We start from the raw sequence: 18,078 nt of genomic DNA on the forward strand, positions 1-18,078 counted from the left end.
CCTGGCGACCAAGGTGCTCCTTCCCCGGCTATGGTTTATAAGGAAATCGCATCCTATGTTGCTGAGTATGGTGTAAAGCGACTGGTGATTGATTCTGTGTCAGCGATCCGTTTCACTTCAAAGGACCCCTCTCTTCAGGAAAAAGAGATGAGCAGGTTCATCCGCAACCTCAAGAAACTAGGATGTACCACGATACTGATATCCGAGATGACAGACCCGACAGTCTACTCCACAGAACAGTTTGCTTCCCACGGAGTCATATTCCTGCATAATTTCCTGTACGATAAGACCATGACGCGCGCTATTCAGATAATCAAGATGAGAGGAACAAAGCATGACTGTAACCTGAGAGGTGTGGGTTTCAATGAAAGGGGCATGGCTGTGCAAGAACTTCTTGAGTGAGGATGTGGGACCATGGTAAGATTTTTCAAAAAAAAAGAGGAACAAACGCAACTCACCAGATCTGAGATCGATGAACTTATAAAGAGTGCGTATAAACTTGGTTTTGAAGTAGGGTACCACAAGCATTCCGAACTTGGCTGGGTTAGTGAGCAATACTCCATGCTTGAGGAGCTGGCAAGAGAGTCCGGCCTTGGAAAACTTGTCATGCAGAACTACAGGGATGGCAAAGAATATGGGACCAAAGCCAAGGAAAGAGACATTAAGTCTGATATGTCACAAAGGAGCTCAGAAAAACAATCTGAGAGAGCAAATATTTTCCCTGGATTTTCAGAGGTTACTGTAAATCAAACTATTGAAGCGGGGTACAAAAGTAACCGCACTGCACAGGCGAACACTGCAGGACTCATTCAGCAACCTGCCATGACAGATCTTCCAAGTTCCACTTCCAGAACAACGGCAATTGACAGACCTTCCCAGATCAAGGGGTCTAAAACACTGATACCAAAAAACTGATTCCATAAAATTAATATCTAGCTCAATATTATTATTAATACATATGAGGTTGAATGATGCTAAAAAAATCCCTTATTTGTTTACTCTTATCAATATATGTTCTCTGCCTGCCTGCATTAGCCTATACTGTGGATGATATTGAATGGAAGGACAGTGCGGATAAGACCGGTACCCTTACCTGGGGGGGTACATTAGCAATGGATAAGTATGTCATCAAAGCTGAAGACTTTAACAAGGATGGTTTTGTCAGTATTAGCATTTCCAGTAACAATCAGATAAAAGCAATATCTCCTCTGTATGTTGGAGAAAGTCTGAGATATCGTGATACTGACAATGGCAATGATGTAATGGTAATTGTTGATTCTGTCACCCTTAACATTGACTCGTGGACAGGCAATATGAAAGATCCGAAGGTTGCGATCAAAGTATATAAGAGGGCTTATCCTGAAATGACCATCGAGATAACTACGGATAAGGATACATATGACCCTAGACTGATGAGCTCTCCTTCTGTTACAGCTACGATCAATATAAAAAATATAGGGGATGCAAAAGCCTATACAACGGATGTAGAGATAGATCCGAGTGGAATGGAACTAATTTCCGGAAAACTTAAGCATAGTTTTAAAGATATAGAAGAGGATGAAGTGCTTGAGCCTATAGTTGTCAAGCTCAAGGTTCCACACTACTGGGATCAGACAAAGATTGATCTAAAAGTGACAACAAAGTCCAAGGACATCAACAACCAGATACATACTCAGAACAAAATAAAAACTCTGACAATCGAACCTGTTGTTGAACTCATCGTTACTAAGACCATCACCGGAGAGATGTACATTGACAAGACTGCTTATGTTTCGGTGAGTGTATATAACAAGGGAATATATAGCGTCAGTTCCGCAACGGTTACAGATGCCCTTAGTAAAGATTTCCAGTTGCAGGACAACATCAATCAACAGGCTACGATCACCCTTGCACCTGGCGAAACTAAAGCCGACCTATTCAAATATACACTGAAGCCTACAAGGACAGGCAAAATCACAATACCTGAGACGACTGCAATATTTACAGGGCCTGACGGTAAAGTGCGCACATTCAAGTCCACAACTCCAGAGATCACAGTGAATGGACCCAATATAGTACTTACCAAAGCCGTGAATCCTTCTTCCGTGAGCCCGGGCAAAGAAGCTAGTGTGACTGTAACCGTACATAATCAGGGTAACAGGGATGCCAGTGTAACAACTGCCGAAAGCCTGCCTGCCAGCGTATCTTTTGTAAGCGGTAATCTGGACTTCAAGGAGGTTGTGGCAGGAGGAAAATCAGCAACCTATTCTTACGTCATCAGAACAAAACAGACAGGTGATATCAAAATGCCTGCAACAACTGCTACGTTCATTGACATGGAAGGCTTTAAAGGTGAAAGGATATCCAACATGCCGGTCCTATCAGTTGTAAATCCGGAAGATCAGGGTTCTGCGTCTCTTTCAGATAACTCCCAGAGTGGCAGCAGCACATCAGGCAGTTCCTCATCTTCCACTGACGGCACCGGAGCGAGTTCGGATGATACCAGGGTGCAGCCTGGTTTTGAAGGGTCCCTGATGATATTCATTCTTATCTGTGTCTTTGTCATGATCAAGCGCAGGGAACAAGAATAGAACTATGAAACAGGTAGCTTTGAGATTGGGGATGCTGGCCCTCCTTGTGTGCCTATGCAGCCTTGCAAGTGCAGAATCGTTTACCGATGATGATGGTGTCGAGTGGCTTGAAGCAGGAGAATACACCCTTTACTGGGGAGAGGAAGTCAATGCCAGCGGCTACATGATAAAAGCTGCTGACTTTTCACCTTCCAAAGCATTCGATACAGATAGTGATTATGTGATGCTGACGGTACTGAGCGACCGTTCCGAATCATGGCAAACCATCCTTGCCGTGAACAATTCCAACATCCCTGACAATTATATATTTGGAGACCGGCTCAACATCACTGCATTGAGCGTTGTTACAGGTAACAATATCCCTGTGCCCTACACGAACATCACTGTATTTCTTTCAAACGTATCCCAGACCCCGACAGTTGTCATTGAGAAAATAGATAAGACAATTATCGTGGAAGAGAACAGGGCAAAAGAAGTATATATAGATGAGCGGGCTCATATTGAGGTAAAGATCCGAAACCTGAGGGTTGTTCCGACAGCTATACAACTTGTGCAGGAAATCCCGGATGGCCTGGTATTTGATCCAGATATCGATATGGACTGGAACTTTACCCTTGCTGCAGGCGGACAGAGATCCTATAAATACTCCCTTAAGGCACTCAGGCCTGGTACTTATAATTTCACGGGCACGCAGGTGCTGGTTAGTATGGATGAGCGTATTTACAGGAAAACGCTTAACGATACACAGCTCATTGTGCATGGTCCTTACATCAATCTTACCAAATCCCATTCTGCTGAAAGTGTGCAGGTGAATGATATTATTGAGATACAGGTAAGTGCTGTTAACGAAGGCGACAGGGCTGCCTATGTGTCAGTCTCTGATGAAATTCCCCTGGAGGCTGTTCTTGTGGGAGGCTCTATAAGCAGCAGTAAGATCCTGCACCCGTCAGAGAATATCACTCTTACATACTCACTGCGGATGGATAAGGCCGGAAGTATTGTGATGCCTTCAGCAAAGGCTAGTTTTACTGATCCCCGGGACTATAAGGACATTGCTTACTCAAGGCGATATATGCTATATGTGGCAGATGAACATGGGCAGGGTGGATATGAACAGGACGGTTATTATGATAAATTTCCTCAGGCCTCCTCCTTCTATGATAACATAAATTCGGAGCAGCCGGAAATTGTGCAAGAGGATCATGGGATGTTCCAGATATTCTATGATCTTATGGATGCTGTCAAGAAGTTCATATCGAACTTAAGGCAAAAGTAAAATACATAATAACGCTTTCCCTACTATAAATGAACAGATCAAAAACAAAAACTGCAGGCGGGATAAAACGCATATCTTCCGGTATGAGCAGGTCCCTTATTTTGACTCACGGGGATTCTGATGGTGTCTGTTCCGGTGCCATTGCCAAGAGTGCCTACCCAGAGGCAGATGTGTATTTTACTTCTCCGGTGGGTATACTCGATGAGCTGAAGATGGCGGATGGATACAGGAATATCATAATCTGCGATATTGCCGTTGATGTCAGGTCATGCACGGGGCTGTATAATCGTCTTGAGGAGCTTGCACGAAGTGCCAGCATCACATACATTGACCATCATCCTCTGCCTGATAAGTGCTGGGATGTCGATTGGATGCATAACGACCTCAACATGTGTTCCTCAGAACTGACATATAAGGTGCTGGAGGACCGGCTGAGCAGTGACATGCGCAGAGTGGCGATATATGGTGCCATAGGCGACTATTACGACAATACTCCTTCTATCAGGGAGTGGCTGCGGGACTGGGATAAAAGAAGCCTTTTCTTCCAGGCAGGCACGCTCATACAGGCTCTTATTCATATGGGCCGCAATTATGATTTCAAACGCAAAGTGCTTTTTCCCCTTTCGCACGACATGATCCCCACAGAGATCCCGGATGTGCTTGGGATAGCAAGGGAAGGTGCACAATTTGAAGAAGCCCTGCGCCTGAGGGTCAAGAAGGAGGTCACCTCCCTTCAGAACCTGGCATATGTCATCGATCCTAAAGGCTATATGTCCAAATCTGCCATTTACGCAGCATCGTATGGAATGCGTGGGGTAGGTGTTGCTGCTGAGTATCGCAACCATAAAGATGTATATGATATGAGCCTAAGGTCAAGGGTGAATATCGACCTGAACAGGTTGCTAAAGATTATCGCGATCAAGCACGGAGGCACAGGCGGAGGACACGCTGCAGCTGCAGGAGCAAGGGTCCCTGCTGCCTCTTTAGTGCAATTCCTGCAGGATATGGATGCTGCTATAGGAAAGGAAATACAGAAGGTTCAAGTGTGAGTTATAATGGCTAAGAGTGAAGATCTTACTGAAGGAGTTAATTTTGAAATCATATTTGTCGGCAGGTCCAATGTAGGTAAATCCTCTCTCATCAGGGAGGTCACAGGGCAGAGAGTAAAGGTGGGCAAACGCCCCGGCGTTACGCTGAAGCCAACACAGATACGTTTTTCAGATATTCTCCTGACAGATATGCCTGGTTTTGGTTTTATGAGCGGCATTAAGGAGCGCAAGCAGGACATTGTTAAGGACCAGATAGTGCGCTACATCGAAAATGGAGTCGGGCGAATCAGGATGGCTGTAATGGTTGTGGATGGCCCAGTTTTTGTGGAGGTTGTGGACCGCTGGGAGTCAAGGAACGAGGTTCCGATAGATATTGAGATGTACGACTTCCTGAAGGAACTAGATATCGATACTGTTGTAGCTGTCAATAAGATGGACAAGGTGAAGGAAGAAGAGCAGAACAATGTTCTTGATGACATAGTGAACAAGCTTGGAATGCTGCCTCCATGGAGGCAATGGATAGATGTTATTGCGCCTATAAGCGCAAAACAGGGTAACATAAAACCCCTCAATTCAATTATCAGGCAGCGTCTGCATGCAGAGAAGAGGGATGACCTGTATAAATACTTCTGATCTTACCTTACACGAAAAGTAGCTCCCAAACATGTTGCTATCTTTTCACATTCCTCTATATCGATCTCAGGCATACCCACAACTGTCATCTGGATTCTCATGCCTGCTTTTACAGATTCTTTTGTAAACTCCAGCAGAGAAGCGTATGAATTACTGAATTCAGGGATGCAAAGCTGGTTATATTTCTCTGCGGATTCGGCATTGAGGCTGATAGAGATGGATTCCATACCTGCCTCTTTAAGCTCTGTGACGACATCCCTGCCAGGATACATGAGTTTAGCATGACCGTTGGTGTCCAGACGCACACGTTTGCCTTTTTCATAAAGCCATTTGGTTACCCGAAGAAGTGTGTCAAGCCTGCATGTCGGCTCTCCAAAGCCGGTGAAAACTATTTCCTTATATTTTGTAAGGTCTGTATGCTCAAGCTCATCTATGATATCATCGTAAGTAGGCTCTGCTGACAGCCAAAGACTATAACCGTAGACTCCGTCGCAAATATCCCGGAGACAGAAGCTGCACTTTGCGGTACACATGTTGGTTATATTTAGATAGAGATTCCCGTGAGCTTCATAAACAATGGTCCCTCCGGTGAACCCTTTCTCTCTTTTACTGTTATCCAACTTCTTATTATCCGACATACTCATTCTCCAGGCTTCTCATTCCAGAGGCCTTCAATAACTATCCCGTACTTCTTTCCGCTATCAGGGATATCTCTGAGGAAATACATCCAGGCTGTGAACCCTGCCTCCAGTTTCACTTGTTCCCTGCAGTACCAGTCCCCTTCGTACTCATCCAGTATATCAAGCAAACTGTCACCGATATCATAGACTTCCCCATATATCGGGGACACACTCTGCCCTTTGATGACACCGGGAAAATGATGCAGGTCAACCATGGCAAAGTTTTCCCTGGTGCGGGTCTTGCAGATGAACTGCGAGCCTTCTATAAGATCATGTTTTGAGAACCCTTTTTTCAGTGAACCGTATACAAATATATACATATTCAGTCAAGACCTATATTAAGTTTTAACAGGCTTTTCTTAACAGGGTCAGGAAGTTGTCCGCACTGGATAGCTTTCATATGTTCTGGTGAAATTACCCTGATAGCGGCGCTCATGAGTTTATCCGAAAGCATGAGCTTATCCATGAGCCTGCGCGCATAGACTGCGGTCTTTATTTCCATTCCCATCTGCTCCCTCCAGAGCTTGTCGTATTCTATGAGGCTGCACCTGCCTTCCAGGTGATCAGCGGCAGTTTCACCTGCGAGCTTGCCGCCAACCATTGCTGTGGATATGCCACCCCCGTTGGTGGCGATGAGGTGTCCCGCGGCGTCTCCTGCTATGACTGTGTCACTGGTGGCTGTTATCTTCGGCGCACCGCCAACTGGCACAAGGCCGGCAACAACGGATAATATGGATGCGCCTTCAAGCCTTTTGCTTGCAAGAGGATGCTCATGCATGAACTTGTCAAGGTAGTCTCTTGCGCACATGCCCTGGCTAAACATTGCTTCGCGAATGCCAACGCCTATATTAGCCGTGTCCTCCCCCTGGGAAATGATCCATGCATAACCTCCGGGCACATATTCTTTTCCGAAGTACATTTCCACGGCTTCCCTGTCTGCATCTGCGCCGCTGATCTCATACTCGAATGCTGTACCCGTGCCCATAGGATCTGCACCTCTTAGCATGTTATTGGCTTTTGCAACGATGGAGTTCGGCCCGTCTGCTCCGATGATGATCTTACCTTTGATGACGAATTCCCCAAAGGCTCCGTCCATCATAAGTTCTGTGCCTCTTACTTCCGTGACGTTGGTCCCGACAAGCAGATGCGCACCGGCTTTTGCGGCCTGTCTTGCAAGGTGCTTGTCAAAGCGTCTTCTATCGATGGCGTCTGCATTAACGTGGAATCCCTTTGAGTAACCGTCAGGAGCTATGAAGCGCTGGTAGGAGGTGGTAGCATGGATGCAGCCGGAGGGTATTTCCTCGAGAGTGGAGGGCAGCTCCGCATTGGGAACCAGTTCATGCAGGGTCTCGTAGTGGGGCAGGAAGCCTCCGCACTGGAGGGGCGTGCCGATGTCCTTCTTCTTGTCTACAAGGAGAACAGAAATGCCCCTTTGGGCTGCGTACATGGCTGCCGTGGAACCTGCAGGACCGGCGCCAACAACTATTATGTCATACGAATCATCAGGCATCATGGTATGTCCGCTGTTTTCACTGAGAGTTCACAGAAATGTATCGCGTTCTTGTGTGCAAGCCGGGTGCCTGCAAGCTCTCATGGATTATGCTTATCACAAACCACATTCAATTAGATATAACTAACTATTGGCTCTGTAGGATGCTCAGTAGAAAAACAGATATGAAGACATATAATCATGTAGATCACCGGTCTGAACTGGAATGCAGGTTTATGCAACACCTGAGTATTATCTATTTAAGTAACTGTGAGTGACTATTAACTAGAATAATTCACACTTATGTGAGAGACAATATGGTTTACGAACACAGGGCAAATGTATGGATAGTGCGCGCGGGATACTGCGGGCAGCAGGAGAAGGACTGTTTCGAGAAGGGAGTGCTTTCCCTTGACCTGAGCCTGCACCTTCTGGAGCACTTTGGACAGGAGTTCATGGAACTGAGGGACACACCTGTTGACCATAAGAAACACTTCTATCTGGGAGAGCAGTACAGGGAATTTGACGACAAGTTCAGGAAGGAATTTGCTGAGGCCACAAAAGGTCTTGACTTCTCTTCGGAGCGTCCGGAAGTGGTCCGGAAGATGCAGGGCCTCAACAGGAAACTGAAGAACTTCAACGAGGAGTTGAAGCATTTTGACGAGACGATGCACAAATTCGATAACTTTGAGAAGCGTGAGCAGATCAAGGAGATGATCATTGCAAAGCTGTCCGGGCTTGATGAATCAGTTCTTGATGTGTGGTCTGAGGACATTTTCAATTTTTCGATGGGCATGAGACTGAATGATATCGTGGTGCTGCCCCTGGAGTCCGAAGGGCTTGCAGGCGTGGGAAAGGTGAGGGAGTTCTACAAGTTCAGGAACGGCTTCGGGTACCTGAGTCATTACAGAAGGATGTGGTGGGCTGATGATAAGGTACCGCTCTCAAGCTTTTGCCCGGAGTTTGCCGGGCTGATGACATCCAGGCATTCCGTGATACTTGTTGAGGGTAGCTGCAGGGACTCTGTACTGGAAATTGTTTCAGGAAGCACTTTTTGAAAGCACTGACTGCCAAAAGGTTCTTAAAGAAATATGAGTATAGCGTGCAAGTAATTCTATTCATAAAGTATTAACCAATTAACTGAGTTGATCAATTTGGCAATTGAGAAAGGCGATTTCATAAAACTTAAGTATACAGGAAAGTTCAGCGACGGCATGGTTTTTGACACAACCGATGAGCAGCTTGCAAAGGATAACGGTATCTTTAATCCTCGCGGCGTTTACGGCGGGGACATTATCGTTGTCGGCTCAGGCCAGACCATCAGGGGACTTGATGAGGATTTTGTTGGTAAGGAACCCGGATACACCGGCACACTGACCGTACCCCCGGAGAAGGCTTTCGGCAGACACAACCCCGCTCTTGTGGAAACCCTGTCCGTGACCAAGCTTGCGGACCAGTTCAAAGGCAAGAACCCATACCCCGGCATGCCCGTTGAAGTTAACGGCAAGCGCGGTGTCATTGCTCAGATCATCGGCCGCAGGGTCCGTGTAGACTTCAACCACGCACTTGCCGGCAAGGAAGTCGAGTACGATTACACTATCGAGGAGAAGATCGAGGACCCCCTTACAAAGGTAAAAGGTCTTATCGCCCTCTACACCGGCTTTAACGACATCGAGGCCGAGATCACCGATAATCTTATCCGCATCGTCACCCCTATCGAGCTCAGCTTCAACCAGAGATGGCTCGTAACCAAGGTTAACATAGCCAACGAACTTATCGACAGGCTCGGCATCCCCAACCTCGAGTACGTAGAGAAACACCCCTACGTGCCGCCAGAGATGGACGCAGAGGACATAGTAGAAGTGCCTGCCGAGGAAAGCTCCGAAGCTACCGAGAGCGAGGAATAACCCTCCCTCTCCCTTCATTCTTTACCCAATAACCAACCCACAACGTTTTGTATCAAAAGCCTTATATCTGAATCTGCTATTTAGGAACCATTCAACATGCTGAGGTAGCCAAGTGGTCCACGGCGCCGGTCTTGAAAACCGGTAGTGCTCACGCGCTGCGGGAGTTCGAACCTCCTCCTCAGCGTAATACTCACTTTTTCCTTCTATTTCTATTAGTGATGCCATATTTAATGGTAGTTTTATAAGCTGGATATGCAAATCTCTTCTCATCATCTAGGGTCATGGATGCAATTCTGTTGTCCTGATTATGTAGGAATGTATAAATATGTGTATCTATATATTTTCTCTGATTTTACGATATACTCATAAATAATATAGAATAAATTTATATTGAACTAATCCCTTTAATATTTTGTTCGTTTCGGTGGAACTACCCTCGGGCATCGTTCCTAGCACGATGCCCACTATTCTATTTTCATCTAAACTGTTGGCTGTAGAAATCCTCAATATTATGAGACGAATAATAGTCTAATTTTTTAAAAAGCATTACTCCTAATTGATCATTTGTTAAAACCAGATTAGACGATGTGATTTGAAATAATCTATGATGGATTAGCCATCATATTTAGCTAGCGTCTTTCTTTGTATTCCCTGAGTTTCTTGGGGCTGACCTGCATTCCTTTGTACTTTTCCTTTTCAAGCCGTTTGAGTCCAATTTCGTTCTTCTTGGACCGGAAGGTCATCTCTGCGTTCAGTTTACGATAGCTGTCAAGTCTTTCTTTGGTAATGGTCCCGTCCTTTACTGCCTGCTGAACAGCGCAACCCGGCTCCAGGTTATGTGTGCAGTCCTTGAAATGGCATTTTGGCGCTATCTCTGTGATATCTGAAAACGCTTTTTCAAGCCCTTCATAGCTCTCTCCAATCTGTATCTCCCTGATGCCGGGATTATCAATGACGATTCCGCCATTTGGAAGAAGGAACAACTGCCTTACCGTGGTCGTGTGCCGTCCTTTATCGTCATCTTCCCGGACGTCCATGGTCTTCTGGACAGACCTGTCAACAAGAGCATTGATAAGGGTGGATTTGCCTACACCCGACGAACCTATCAGAGCCACAGTCTCATCAGGACCGATATATGGTTCAAGCTCTTCCATACCATTTTTTGAAAGGGCACTGATGGCAACGACCGGGACGTTACCGGCAACAGACCTTATGCTTTCAATAGCCTTGTCCGGTTCTTCAGTAAGATCTATCTTGTTCAGTATTATCACAGGTTTTGCTCCGGATGAATAGACAACTGTCAGGTAACGTTCGAGCCTTCGTACGTTAAGATCTTTTCCCACTGCTGTCACAATGAAGATGGTATCAATATTTGCAGCAATTATCTGCTCTTCACCGCCGTCACCTGTAGCTCCTCTTGAAAGACAGGTCCTTCTTGGCAGTATATTGACAACTGCATGTGAATTCATCTCTGGCTGATCCAGCAGGACAACAAAGTCCCCTACCACCGGCTGCTTACCAGCCTTAATTAGTGCCCCGGAGATGCCTGCCTTTATTACTGCAGAGCCTGCAATAAGAACATCACAAAGAGTCTTGTGCCTTGATGTGATCCTTCCGGCAACATAAGGTCCTTTGTAAATGGAAAATGCTGCTTTGAATCTCTCATCCCATCCGGGGATCTCTATTCCTTTATTCGGCCCGGTAGTTCCAGGCAGTGATCGATCGTTCATTTTCAAGTGTTGTCCTGTCTGCTTAAAATAGATTTTGACAGATGTGATTAAAATACTGTAAGAATAATAATATTTGTATCAAGTAAGCCAAATCATCTTCATTCAGAGGTTGCATACGTGGTTCCTGATAGAAAAACGCTGATCTTATTTCCACTCAACGATAAATTATAAATAGTAGGATATAAGTTCTAGAAATGATAATCGACTAATATTATTAATTTAACTAATAATAAGAAAATATAAGCTTTTAAACTAATATAAGTGCAGACGATGAGCGGCAAAAGAATCTTATGTGCAGTCATAACAGGAGATCTTGTACGATCCTCAGAAATTGAATACAATGATAGGGAGTTAGTGGTCTCCTGTCTGCATGAGTCCTTCAGGTCAGTAGAAGAACTGCTGCAATTACATAATGCTATCCTCCTTCCTTTTGAGATATTCAGGGGTGACAGTTTCCAGATAGTGATAACTTTGCCGGAGCGTGCCTTGCTTGTATCTATGCTTCTGTCTCTCAGGCTAAATTTGTCCAACAGGGAGAAAGATATTGCTGCAAGGATATCCATTGGTATTGGGACGATTGACTATATTCCGGCTTCCGGTAATGTGGGTGAGGCTGATGGGGTCGCTTTCAGGCTTTCAGGGAAAATGCTTGACAGTATGAAGCAAAAAGACCAGAACCTGCTGATCACTACTCCTGATCCGGTGATAAACCTGATGTTAGAGACCCAGTGCGCTTTCTTTGATCTAATAGCCGGCAGGTGGACGGATATCCAGAAAGAATTGATAATGGAAAAACTTTCAGGCTTAACTCAGGAAGAGATAGCTTTGCAGCACGGAAAATCCCAGTCCACAGTTTCCCAGAGCCTGAAAGCTGCAGGTTTTGATGCTCTGAAAAAGTTCATCGGCAACTATGAAAACTTATTTAAGTACCCGGGCATATTTCTAAAAAGTGATCGGCTATAAGTGATAGGCAATGGAAGCGCACTACCTGAACATATCCCTGCTGGCAAAACTTATTCTTGCACACTTGCTTGCCGATTTTGTGTTCCAGACAAGGCCTATGGTGAATGACCGCTTTGAGAATAAATGGCGTTCCCGTTGGCTTTACATACATGGAGTGCTAGCAGGTCTGCTTGCGTATATTCTTTCGGGAGCCTTCACCTATATCTGGCTGTTCACGGCCTACACGATTTCCCACATATTGATCGATGGGTTCAAATCGACCCGCAAGGACGACCTCAAATGGTTCGTCCTGGACCAGATGGCCCATATGCTCACTATCCTTGCGCTCTGGGTTGCAATAACAGGGCCTGCATTTGTCCTGAAAGCCATTCCTCTGTTGCCGTTCGCCGGAGCAGAAATATGGCTACTGCTTGTAGCCTACGTGATAGTTATATGGCCCTGCGGAATTATCATCGGCAAGTTCACCGAACCCTGGCATCGTGATAAGGACGGGGCCGAGGGCATGGGTCTGTTGAACGCTGGTCTGTGGATAGGTCGCCTTGAACGTTTCCTGATTCTGACCTTTGTGCTACTTAATCAGTATCAGGCAATAGGTCTTCTCGTTGCTGCAAAGTCGATATTCAGGTTCACCACAGATAGGAAAGTTAGTGAATATATACTTATAGGCACTCTCCTGAGTTTTACTGCCGCGGTGTTGGTGGGTATTATTGCGAAATGGCTGCTTGACATGGGTTTGTAGATGTATCATCCATTATTATTCTCTTTTAATTAAAATTGATACGTAGGAGAATACGTGTTGAATTAATGCACATTCATGATCAGAGTGGTTAAACCGTGTCCAGTATGATGTTCTTATGGAGCTTCTGTTGTTTCCAGGTCCAGGAACAAAATCATTTAAAAAAATTTAAATAGTACCCTACTAATCTCCTCAACAGGGCACGGTGACATGCAACACAAAACATGTCTTTGGCAAAATCTCAAAACCAACCACCTTTTTGCAGAGGTATGCACGTGCCTTTTCGCATCTTTTTTAAAGTGTGATGATGAGGAGCTTGTTTTTGAAGTTAATATTTAAGTAATTATATATACTTAAAATGTCTAAAACTAGATAATACTACAACATTATCTGATATGATAACAGGCAGAAAACTATCATTTTTAGCATTTACGGCTAAATAGGCTGCAGGGAAGTGCACCATAAAAAGAGGTGGATATGTATTTCAATGTTTACACAATTCCTTTGATCGCCTCAGTGTTTATTCTCTGTATAATGGCCTTTCACATCAGAACACTTAAAAAGACGCCAGGTGCAACCTGCTTTAGTCTGCTTTTATTCTTTACTGCTATATACTCATTCTTTTATGCGTTAGAGATATCCTCAACTACAGTGCACACGGTTTTGATATTTTACAAAATCGAATATATTGGTATTTCTATGATACCTTTCTTTTTTCTGTTCTTTGCCATGAATTACACAGGTAAGAAACATTGGATGTCAGCACCTCTGACAGCAGTTTTCCTTATTATTCCTTTGACAACGATTCTTCTGGTGTTCACAACTGAGTTTCATGACATGTTCCACAAAGGTTTTTATGTGACGAACGAAGGTCTTTTTCCGGTACTTACCTATGAGCCTGGAATATGGTACTGGGTACAGCAGTCTTATTGCATCTTTTGCATTATTTTTGGCATAAGTCTGCTTTTCAGCATGTTACTGGGGACTGCACCGGCCTTCCGCAAACAGGTAATCATCGTAATGGTGGGGTCCATGATCCCGTTTATGACGTTGCTGCTCTTCCTGGCAGGAATGAGTCCATGGGGCGTTGATCCTGGTCCATTCGCCATGACATTGAGCAGTTTTATCGTTTTTGTAGGATTGACACGATACAAGTTGTTCAATCTGTCTCCCCTGGCCCGCAGTTTGCTCTTTGAGAACATCCCTGACAGTGTCATCGTTCTGGATAAAGAACGAAGGATAGTGGATATCAATCACTCGCCTGCGGAATATTTGCAAATAAACGTCAATGATATAGGGAAACATGAATCAGAGCTCACGGATCCGTGGCGTGAACTTTTGAGTAAAGGAGCTTATGCAACCGAAAAAAGCATTATTGAAACCCAAAGTAAGATTGAAGGCTGCGTCTTTTGGTTCCATGTGACATTTTTGCCACTCCATGATAAGAATGGGAATACAAGAGGCCAAATGGTCATTCTTAACAATATCACTGAGCGGAAAAATACGGAGGAGGAACTGCTTGAAAAGAACCGCCTCCTCAAAGAGACTACGGAGCATGCTAATTCTCTGGCTGCGCATGCGGAGATGGCCAACAGCGCCAAGAGTCAGTTCCTTGCCATGATGAGTCATGAGATGCGCACGCCTCTTAACGGGGTGATCGGATTCTCGGACCTGCTAATGCAGACAGACCTTACGAAATCGCAAATGCAATATATGCAAGCTGTCTATTCATCAGCTATCTCATTGCTTGACCTGATGAACGATGTGCTGGACCTGTCCAAGATAGAGGCCGGCAAACTTGAGCTTGACCCTGAAAAGATAGATCTTATCGAATTGTGTGAACAGATTACAGATATGGTGAAATACAAGGCACATGAGAAAGGACTCGAACTGCTGCTGAACATGTCTGCAGACCTGCCTCGCTATATTGTTGCCGATAGACTAAGACTGAAACAGGTGCTTGTGAACCTTGTAGGCAATGCAGTAAAGTTCACTGAGTATGGAGAGGTAGAGCTGAAGGCTGAAGCCTTCCAGGCTCCCGGGAATGATGGTATGTGGTTCACATTATCGGTAAGGGACACGGGGATAGGTATTGCAAAAGAGAACCAGTCCCGGATATTCAGTTCATTCACACAGGCAGACGGATCCATCACCCGCAAATACGGAGGTACGGGGCTTGGTCTGACGATCTCCAACATACTACTTGAAAAAATGGGCTCACGGCTTGAGCTTGAAAGTAAGCCAGGGGAAGGGAGCACCTTCTACTTCACTGTTATGTTTCCGACAGAAACGAGTGAGGAAGTTGAAAAACCCGTCTTTCCAAATGTCCATAAGGTCCTTATAGTCGATGATAATGCTGCGAACTGCTCTATCCTGCAGAATATGCTGCGGTCCTGGAGCATCGAGACTGATGTCGCAGCCGATGGTGCAGAGGCACTGGGCATGGTCGATGAACGGATGGATTATGATCTTGTTATCGTTAATCAGAATATGCCCTTTATGGAGGACCTTGAACTTGTATTCATCATGCGCGAAAAGCTCGGTTCCACTCTTGGGAGACAAAAGTTCATAATTCTGCATAACTCCTTGGACAGCTCATCTATCCATGAAGATTACAAAGAGCTGGGTATCCGTTCCGTCCTTGTCAAGCCGGTCAAGATGTCACAGCTCTTCGAAGCAATTGCACATGTCCATTATCCTGAAGGCGACCTTCTTGAAGGGAAAGATTCTGCTAAACCGGAAGAGTCGCATATGCTGCACGATAAATACACTATTATGATCGCTGAGGACAATGAGGTCAATATGACCCTTGCGTCTGCTATCCTCTCAATGTGTTTGCCGCATGCATATCTAATTAAAGCCATGGACGGCAACGAAGCCATCCTTAAATTCAAAAACTCAAAGCCGGATCTGGTATTTATGGACATTCAGATGCCCGGAATAAGCGGATATGAGGCGGCCAGGGTCATCCGGGAAATAGAGTCTGAAACCGTCAAAAGTGGTATCCACAGCGTCCACACACCGATAATTGCCCTTACCGCCGGCACAGTTAAAGGTGAGAAAGAACGCTGCCTGAATGCAGGCATGGATGACTACATCACTAAGCCGGTAATAGCCGAAACCATCCGGTGTGTCCTACAAAGATGGCTGCCTGAATTTGAATGCACTTCCAGGTCCATTGATAGCGGGAACAACGGCATTTCTAGGCATTTTAACAGGGAGTGGTTGATGGCTAACATTGATGGTAACATGGAATTGTTCAATATGCTGACTTCCTTGGCAATGACCACTTTTACGGAGGGCCTTGAAGATATAAAGACCGCGCACTCACAGAAGGACCTGCAGAATGTAAGGAAGCGAGCCCATAAGGTAAAAGGAAGCGCTCTTAATATCGGCTGCAATATCCTGGCCGAAATGGCGGCAAAACTGGAAGAAGCAGTGGAGCTCAATGAATCGGAAGTCCGGGCATTACTGCAGGGAATGGGGGATGAGATTGCATTGATCGAGCTGGATATGGGAACACAGTCAGAGACCACAATGCAAGCTTAACAACAAACATATTTGTACATCATTAAGGATATATAGGTGCATATGGCAAGATATTGCAAAGTATGCGGGGCCAAAAGCGGGCGATGTAATCACTTGATCCTTGATTTGGGTAAAAGGGAACCTGAACGGGAATCGCAGAAGAAGGACGGGAAAGAATAATAGCGCAGCATTTACTGTGAGGCTGTATTCTGAGATGTGGCCAAACTGACGGGCAAAGTGGGAAGGGGATGTACAATGAATACGCACATCTCAGAAAGCCAACTATACCATTGACATATAATATTTCATCCTTTTAATAATTTACGGTGTATAATAAGTCCCCGATCATAGACAACGCTCTCATTTGCAGTTATTTGCAGTCGGCATCCGCAGGTTCCTTACCGTTGCAGCAGCGCTGTTGCATGTACTCCCCGCCCCAGCGGCAAAGCTCTTCCAGTACTGGAATGACCGTCATTCCAAATTCTGTGAGTGAGTACTCCACCCTTGGAGGTATCTCGGGATACATCTTACGTCCGACAAGGCCATCCTCTTCCATTTCCCTTAATTGTCTGGTCAGCATTTTAGGGGAAATGCCCGGCAGGAGCTGTTGCAGGTTATTGTAGCGCAGCGTTTTAACCTTCAGTTGCCAGAGGATAAGCGGCTTCCATTTGCCTCCTATGACATCCAGTGTGGCTTCTACGGGACAATTGTACTCCCTGCTCCCTCTGGATTTATTCTCTGCAACCATGTTACTCTTACTATCCTTTTTGTTACTTCCTATCATAAGTGAGTGTATAATATATAAATATAGTCGCTACCTATTTAACTGCCGATACAGTATTATACTGTTGAAGAACAGTGCCATGTAACTCAAAAGTAATATAAGAAGGAAATGATCGCAATGAAAGTAGTTGGTTTTGTTGGAAGTCCCAGAAAGAACGGGAATACAGATGTATTGGTACAGCAGGTGCTTGACGGAGCTATGGAGGCAGGTGCCGAAGTAGAAAAAGTGTACATTAATGATATGAATCTCAGGGGATGTCAGGGGTGCGATTATTGCAGGACCGTCGATGGCTGCAAGATAAAAGATGACATGGCAAAAGCATATGATGCCCTGAAGAACGCAGACGGATTTGTATTCGGCTCCCCGATATACTTCTTCCAGTTTACAGGACAGATGAGACTTTTCATTGATCGGTGTTTCGCGCTTTTGAACCCTGACTTCTCATCACGTATCATTCCCGGGAAGAAAGCTGTAATAGTCGGCGCGCATGGTGCTCCCGAAGCTGGCGTTTTCAATGGGGTCTATGAAGAATTCTCAAGAACACTGGGCATGCTTGGTATGGATGTCAAAGGTACGTTCATAGATGCAGGTCATCATGCGCCAGGCGGAGTAAAAGAGGAAGAAAATCTCATGGAAGCCGCAAAGGAATCCGGAGCCCGCCTTTTTGAATAAACGGGCAGATGTATCTGGCGGCAATCAGGGCCGCCGCCAGACACCTGCTTTACATTCTAAT

17 protein-coding genes and 1 tRNA gene are annotated in these 18,078 nt (G+C 45.3%); 13 read left to right on the forward strand and 5 right to left on the reverse strand.

What is annotated here, in order from left to right:
* From Q8J68_RS02290 to engB, 6 genes are all read left to right on the forward strand, one after another.
* A partial coding sequence (locus tag Q8J68_RS02290) for an ATPase domain-containing protein (RefSeq protein ID WP_305309940.1) occupies positions 1–402 on the forward strand: 402 nt, incomplete at its 5' end.
* Between the two features lie 12 nt (positions 403–414).
* Positions 415–915 (forward strand): hypothetical protein, encoded by a 501-nt coding sequence (locus Q8J68_RS02295; RefSeq protein WP_305309941.1) that lies wholly within the window; start codon positions 415–417, stop codon positions 913–915.
* A 53-nt stretch (positions 916–968) separates the two neighbouring features.
* Positions 969–2,570, forward strand: a complete 1,602-nt coding sequence (locus Q8J68_RS02300) for a CARDB domain-containing protein (protein WP_305309942.1) — start codon at positions 969–971, stop codon at positions 2,568–2,570.
* A gap of 4 nt (positions 2,571–2,574) precedes the next feature.
* Complete coding sequence (locus tag Q8J68_RS02305) at positions 2,575–3,846, forward strand: hypothetical protein (RefSeq protein WP_305309943.1); 1,272 nt, start codon at positions 2,575–2,577, stop codon at positions 3,844–3,846.
* A 29-nt stretch (positions 3,847–3,875) separates the two neighbouring features.
* Positions 3,876–4,895: a DHHA1 domain-containing protein gene (locus Q8J68_RS02310; RefSeq protein ID WP_305309944.1), complete on the forward strand. Its 1,020-nt coding sequence runs from the start codon at positions 3,876–3,878 to the stop codon at positions 4,893–4,895.
* Positions 4,896–4,901: 6 nt separating this feature from the next.
* Positions 4,902–5,528, forward strand: a complete 627-nt coding sequence (engB, locus tag Q8J68_RS02315) for a GTP-binding protein EngB (RefSeq protein ID WP_305309945.1) — start codon at positions 4,902–4,904, stop codon at positions 5,526–5,528.
* A 2-nt stretch (positions 5,529–5,530) separates the two neighbouring features.
* Here engB and Q8J68_RS02320 read toward each other — a convergent pair whose 3' ends face one another.
* The 3 genes from Q8J68_RS02320 to Q8J68_RS02330 are packed head-to-tail and all read right to left on the reverse strand — an operon-like array spanning position 5,531 to position 7,721.
* On the reverse strand, positions 5,531–6,166 hold the full coding sequence (locus Q8J68_RS02320; protein ID WP_305309946.1) for a TatD family nuclease-associated radical SAM protein: 636 nt from the start codon (positions 6,164–6,166) through the stop codon (positions 5,531–5,533).
* 2 nt (positions 6,167–6,168) lie between these two features.
* Positions 6,169–6,528 carry a gamma-glutamylcyclotransferase gene (locus Q8J68_RS02325; RefSeq protein ID WP_305309947.1) on the reverse strand — a complete coding sequence of 120 codons (360 nt, stop codon included), beginning with the start codon at positions 6,526–6,528 and terminating at the stop codon, positions 6,169–6,171.
* 2 nt (positions 6,529–6,530) lie between these two features.
* Positions 6,531–7,721: an NAD(P)/FAD-dependent oxidoreductase gene (locus Q8J68_RS02330; RefSeq protein WP_305309948.1), complete on the reverse strand. Its 1,191-nt coding sequence runs from the start codon at positions 7,719–7,721 to the stop codon at positions 6,531–6,533.
* 293 nt (positions 7,722–8,014) lie between these two features.
* Between Q8J68_RS02330 and Q8J68_RS02335 the strand changes: the two genes are divergently transcribed.
* From Q8J68_RS02335 to Q8J68_RS02345, 3 genes are all read left to right on the forward strand, one after another.
* Positions 8,015–8,755 carry a hypothetical protein gene (locus Q8J68_RS02335; RefSeq protein ID WP_305309949.1) on the forward strand — a complete coding sequence of 247 codons (741 nt, stop codon included), beginning with the start codon at positions 8,015–8,017 and terminating at the stop codon, positions 8,753–8,755.
* 96 nt (positions 8,756–8,851) lie between these two features.
* Positions 8,852–9,604, forward strand: coding sequence for a peptidylprolyl isomerase (locus Q8J68_RS02340; protein WP_305309968.1), 753 nt, complete (start codon positions 8,852–8,854; stop codon positions 9,602–9,604).
* Between the two features lie 98 nt (positions 9,605–9,702).
* Positions 9,703–9,788, forward strand: a tRNA-Ser gene (locus Q8J68_RS02345).
* 445 nt (positions 9,789–10,233) lie between these two features.
* On the opposite strand, the gene rsgA is transcribed toward Q8J68_RS02345, so the two are convergent.
* Positions 10,234–11,334: a ribosome small subunit-dependent GTPase A gene (gene rsgA / locus Q8J68_RS02350; RefSeq protein WP_305309950.1), complete on the reverse strand. Its 1,101-nt coding sequence runs from the start codon at positions 11,332–11,334 to the stop codon at positions 10,234–10,236.
* A gap of 270 nt (positions 11,335–11,604) precedes the next feature.
* Here rsgA and Q8J68_RS02355 point away from each other — a divergent pair, with 270 nt between their 5' ends.
* The 3 genes from Q8J68_RS02355 to Q8J68_RS02365 all read left to right on the forward strand — a co-directional run bounded on the left by Q8J68_RS02355 (position 11,605) and on the right by Q8J68_RS02365 (position 16,582).
* Positions 11,605–12,297: a SatD family protein gene (locus Q8J68_RS02355; RefSeq protein WP_305309951.1), complete on the forward strand. Its 693-nt coding sequence runs from the start codon at positions 11,605–11,607 to the stop codon at positions 12,295–12,297.
* 10 nt (positions 12,298–12,307) lie between these two features.
* Complete coding sequence (locus tag Q8J68_RS02360) at positions 12,308–13,036, forward strand: DUF3307 domain-containing protein (protein ID WP_305309952.1); 729 nt, start codon at positions 12,308–12,310, stop codon at positions 13,034–13,036.
* 474 nt (positions 13,037–13,510) lie between these two features.
* A complete protein-coding gene (locus Q8J68_RS02365) occupies positions 13,511–16,582 on the forward strand; it encodes a histidine kinase N-terminal 7TM domain-containing protein (protein WP_305309953.1) in 3,072 nt (1,023 codons plus the stop codon).
* A gap of 349 nt (positions 16,583–16,931) precedes the next feature.
* On the opposite strand, the gene Q8J68_RS02370 is transcribed toward Q8J68_RS02365, so the two are convergent.
* Entirely contained in the window at positions 16,932–17,345 is a 414-nt protein-coding gene (locus Q8J68_RS02370; RefSeq protein WP_305309954.1) for a helix-turn-helix domain-containing protein, read from the reverse strand.
* A 108-nt stretch (positions 17,346–17,453) separates the two neighbouring features.
* Here Q8J68_RS02370 and Q8J68_RS02375 point away from each other — a divergent pair, with 108 nt between their 5' ends.
* A complete protein-coding gene (locus Q8J68_RS02375; protein ID WP_305309955.1) occupies positions 17,454–18,017 on the forward strand; it encodes a flavodoxin family protein in 564 nt (187 codons plus the stop codon).
* The last annotated feature ends 61 nt before the right edge of the window (positions 18,018–18,078 follow it).

The organism is Methanolobus sp., from assembly GCF_030682845.1.
GTDB lineage: Archaea > Halobacteriota > Methanosarcinia > Methanosarcinales > Methanosarcinaceae > Methanolobus.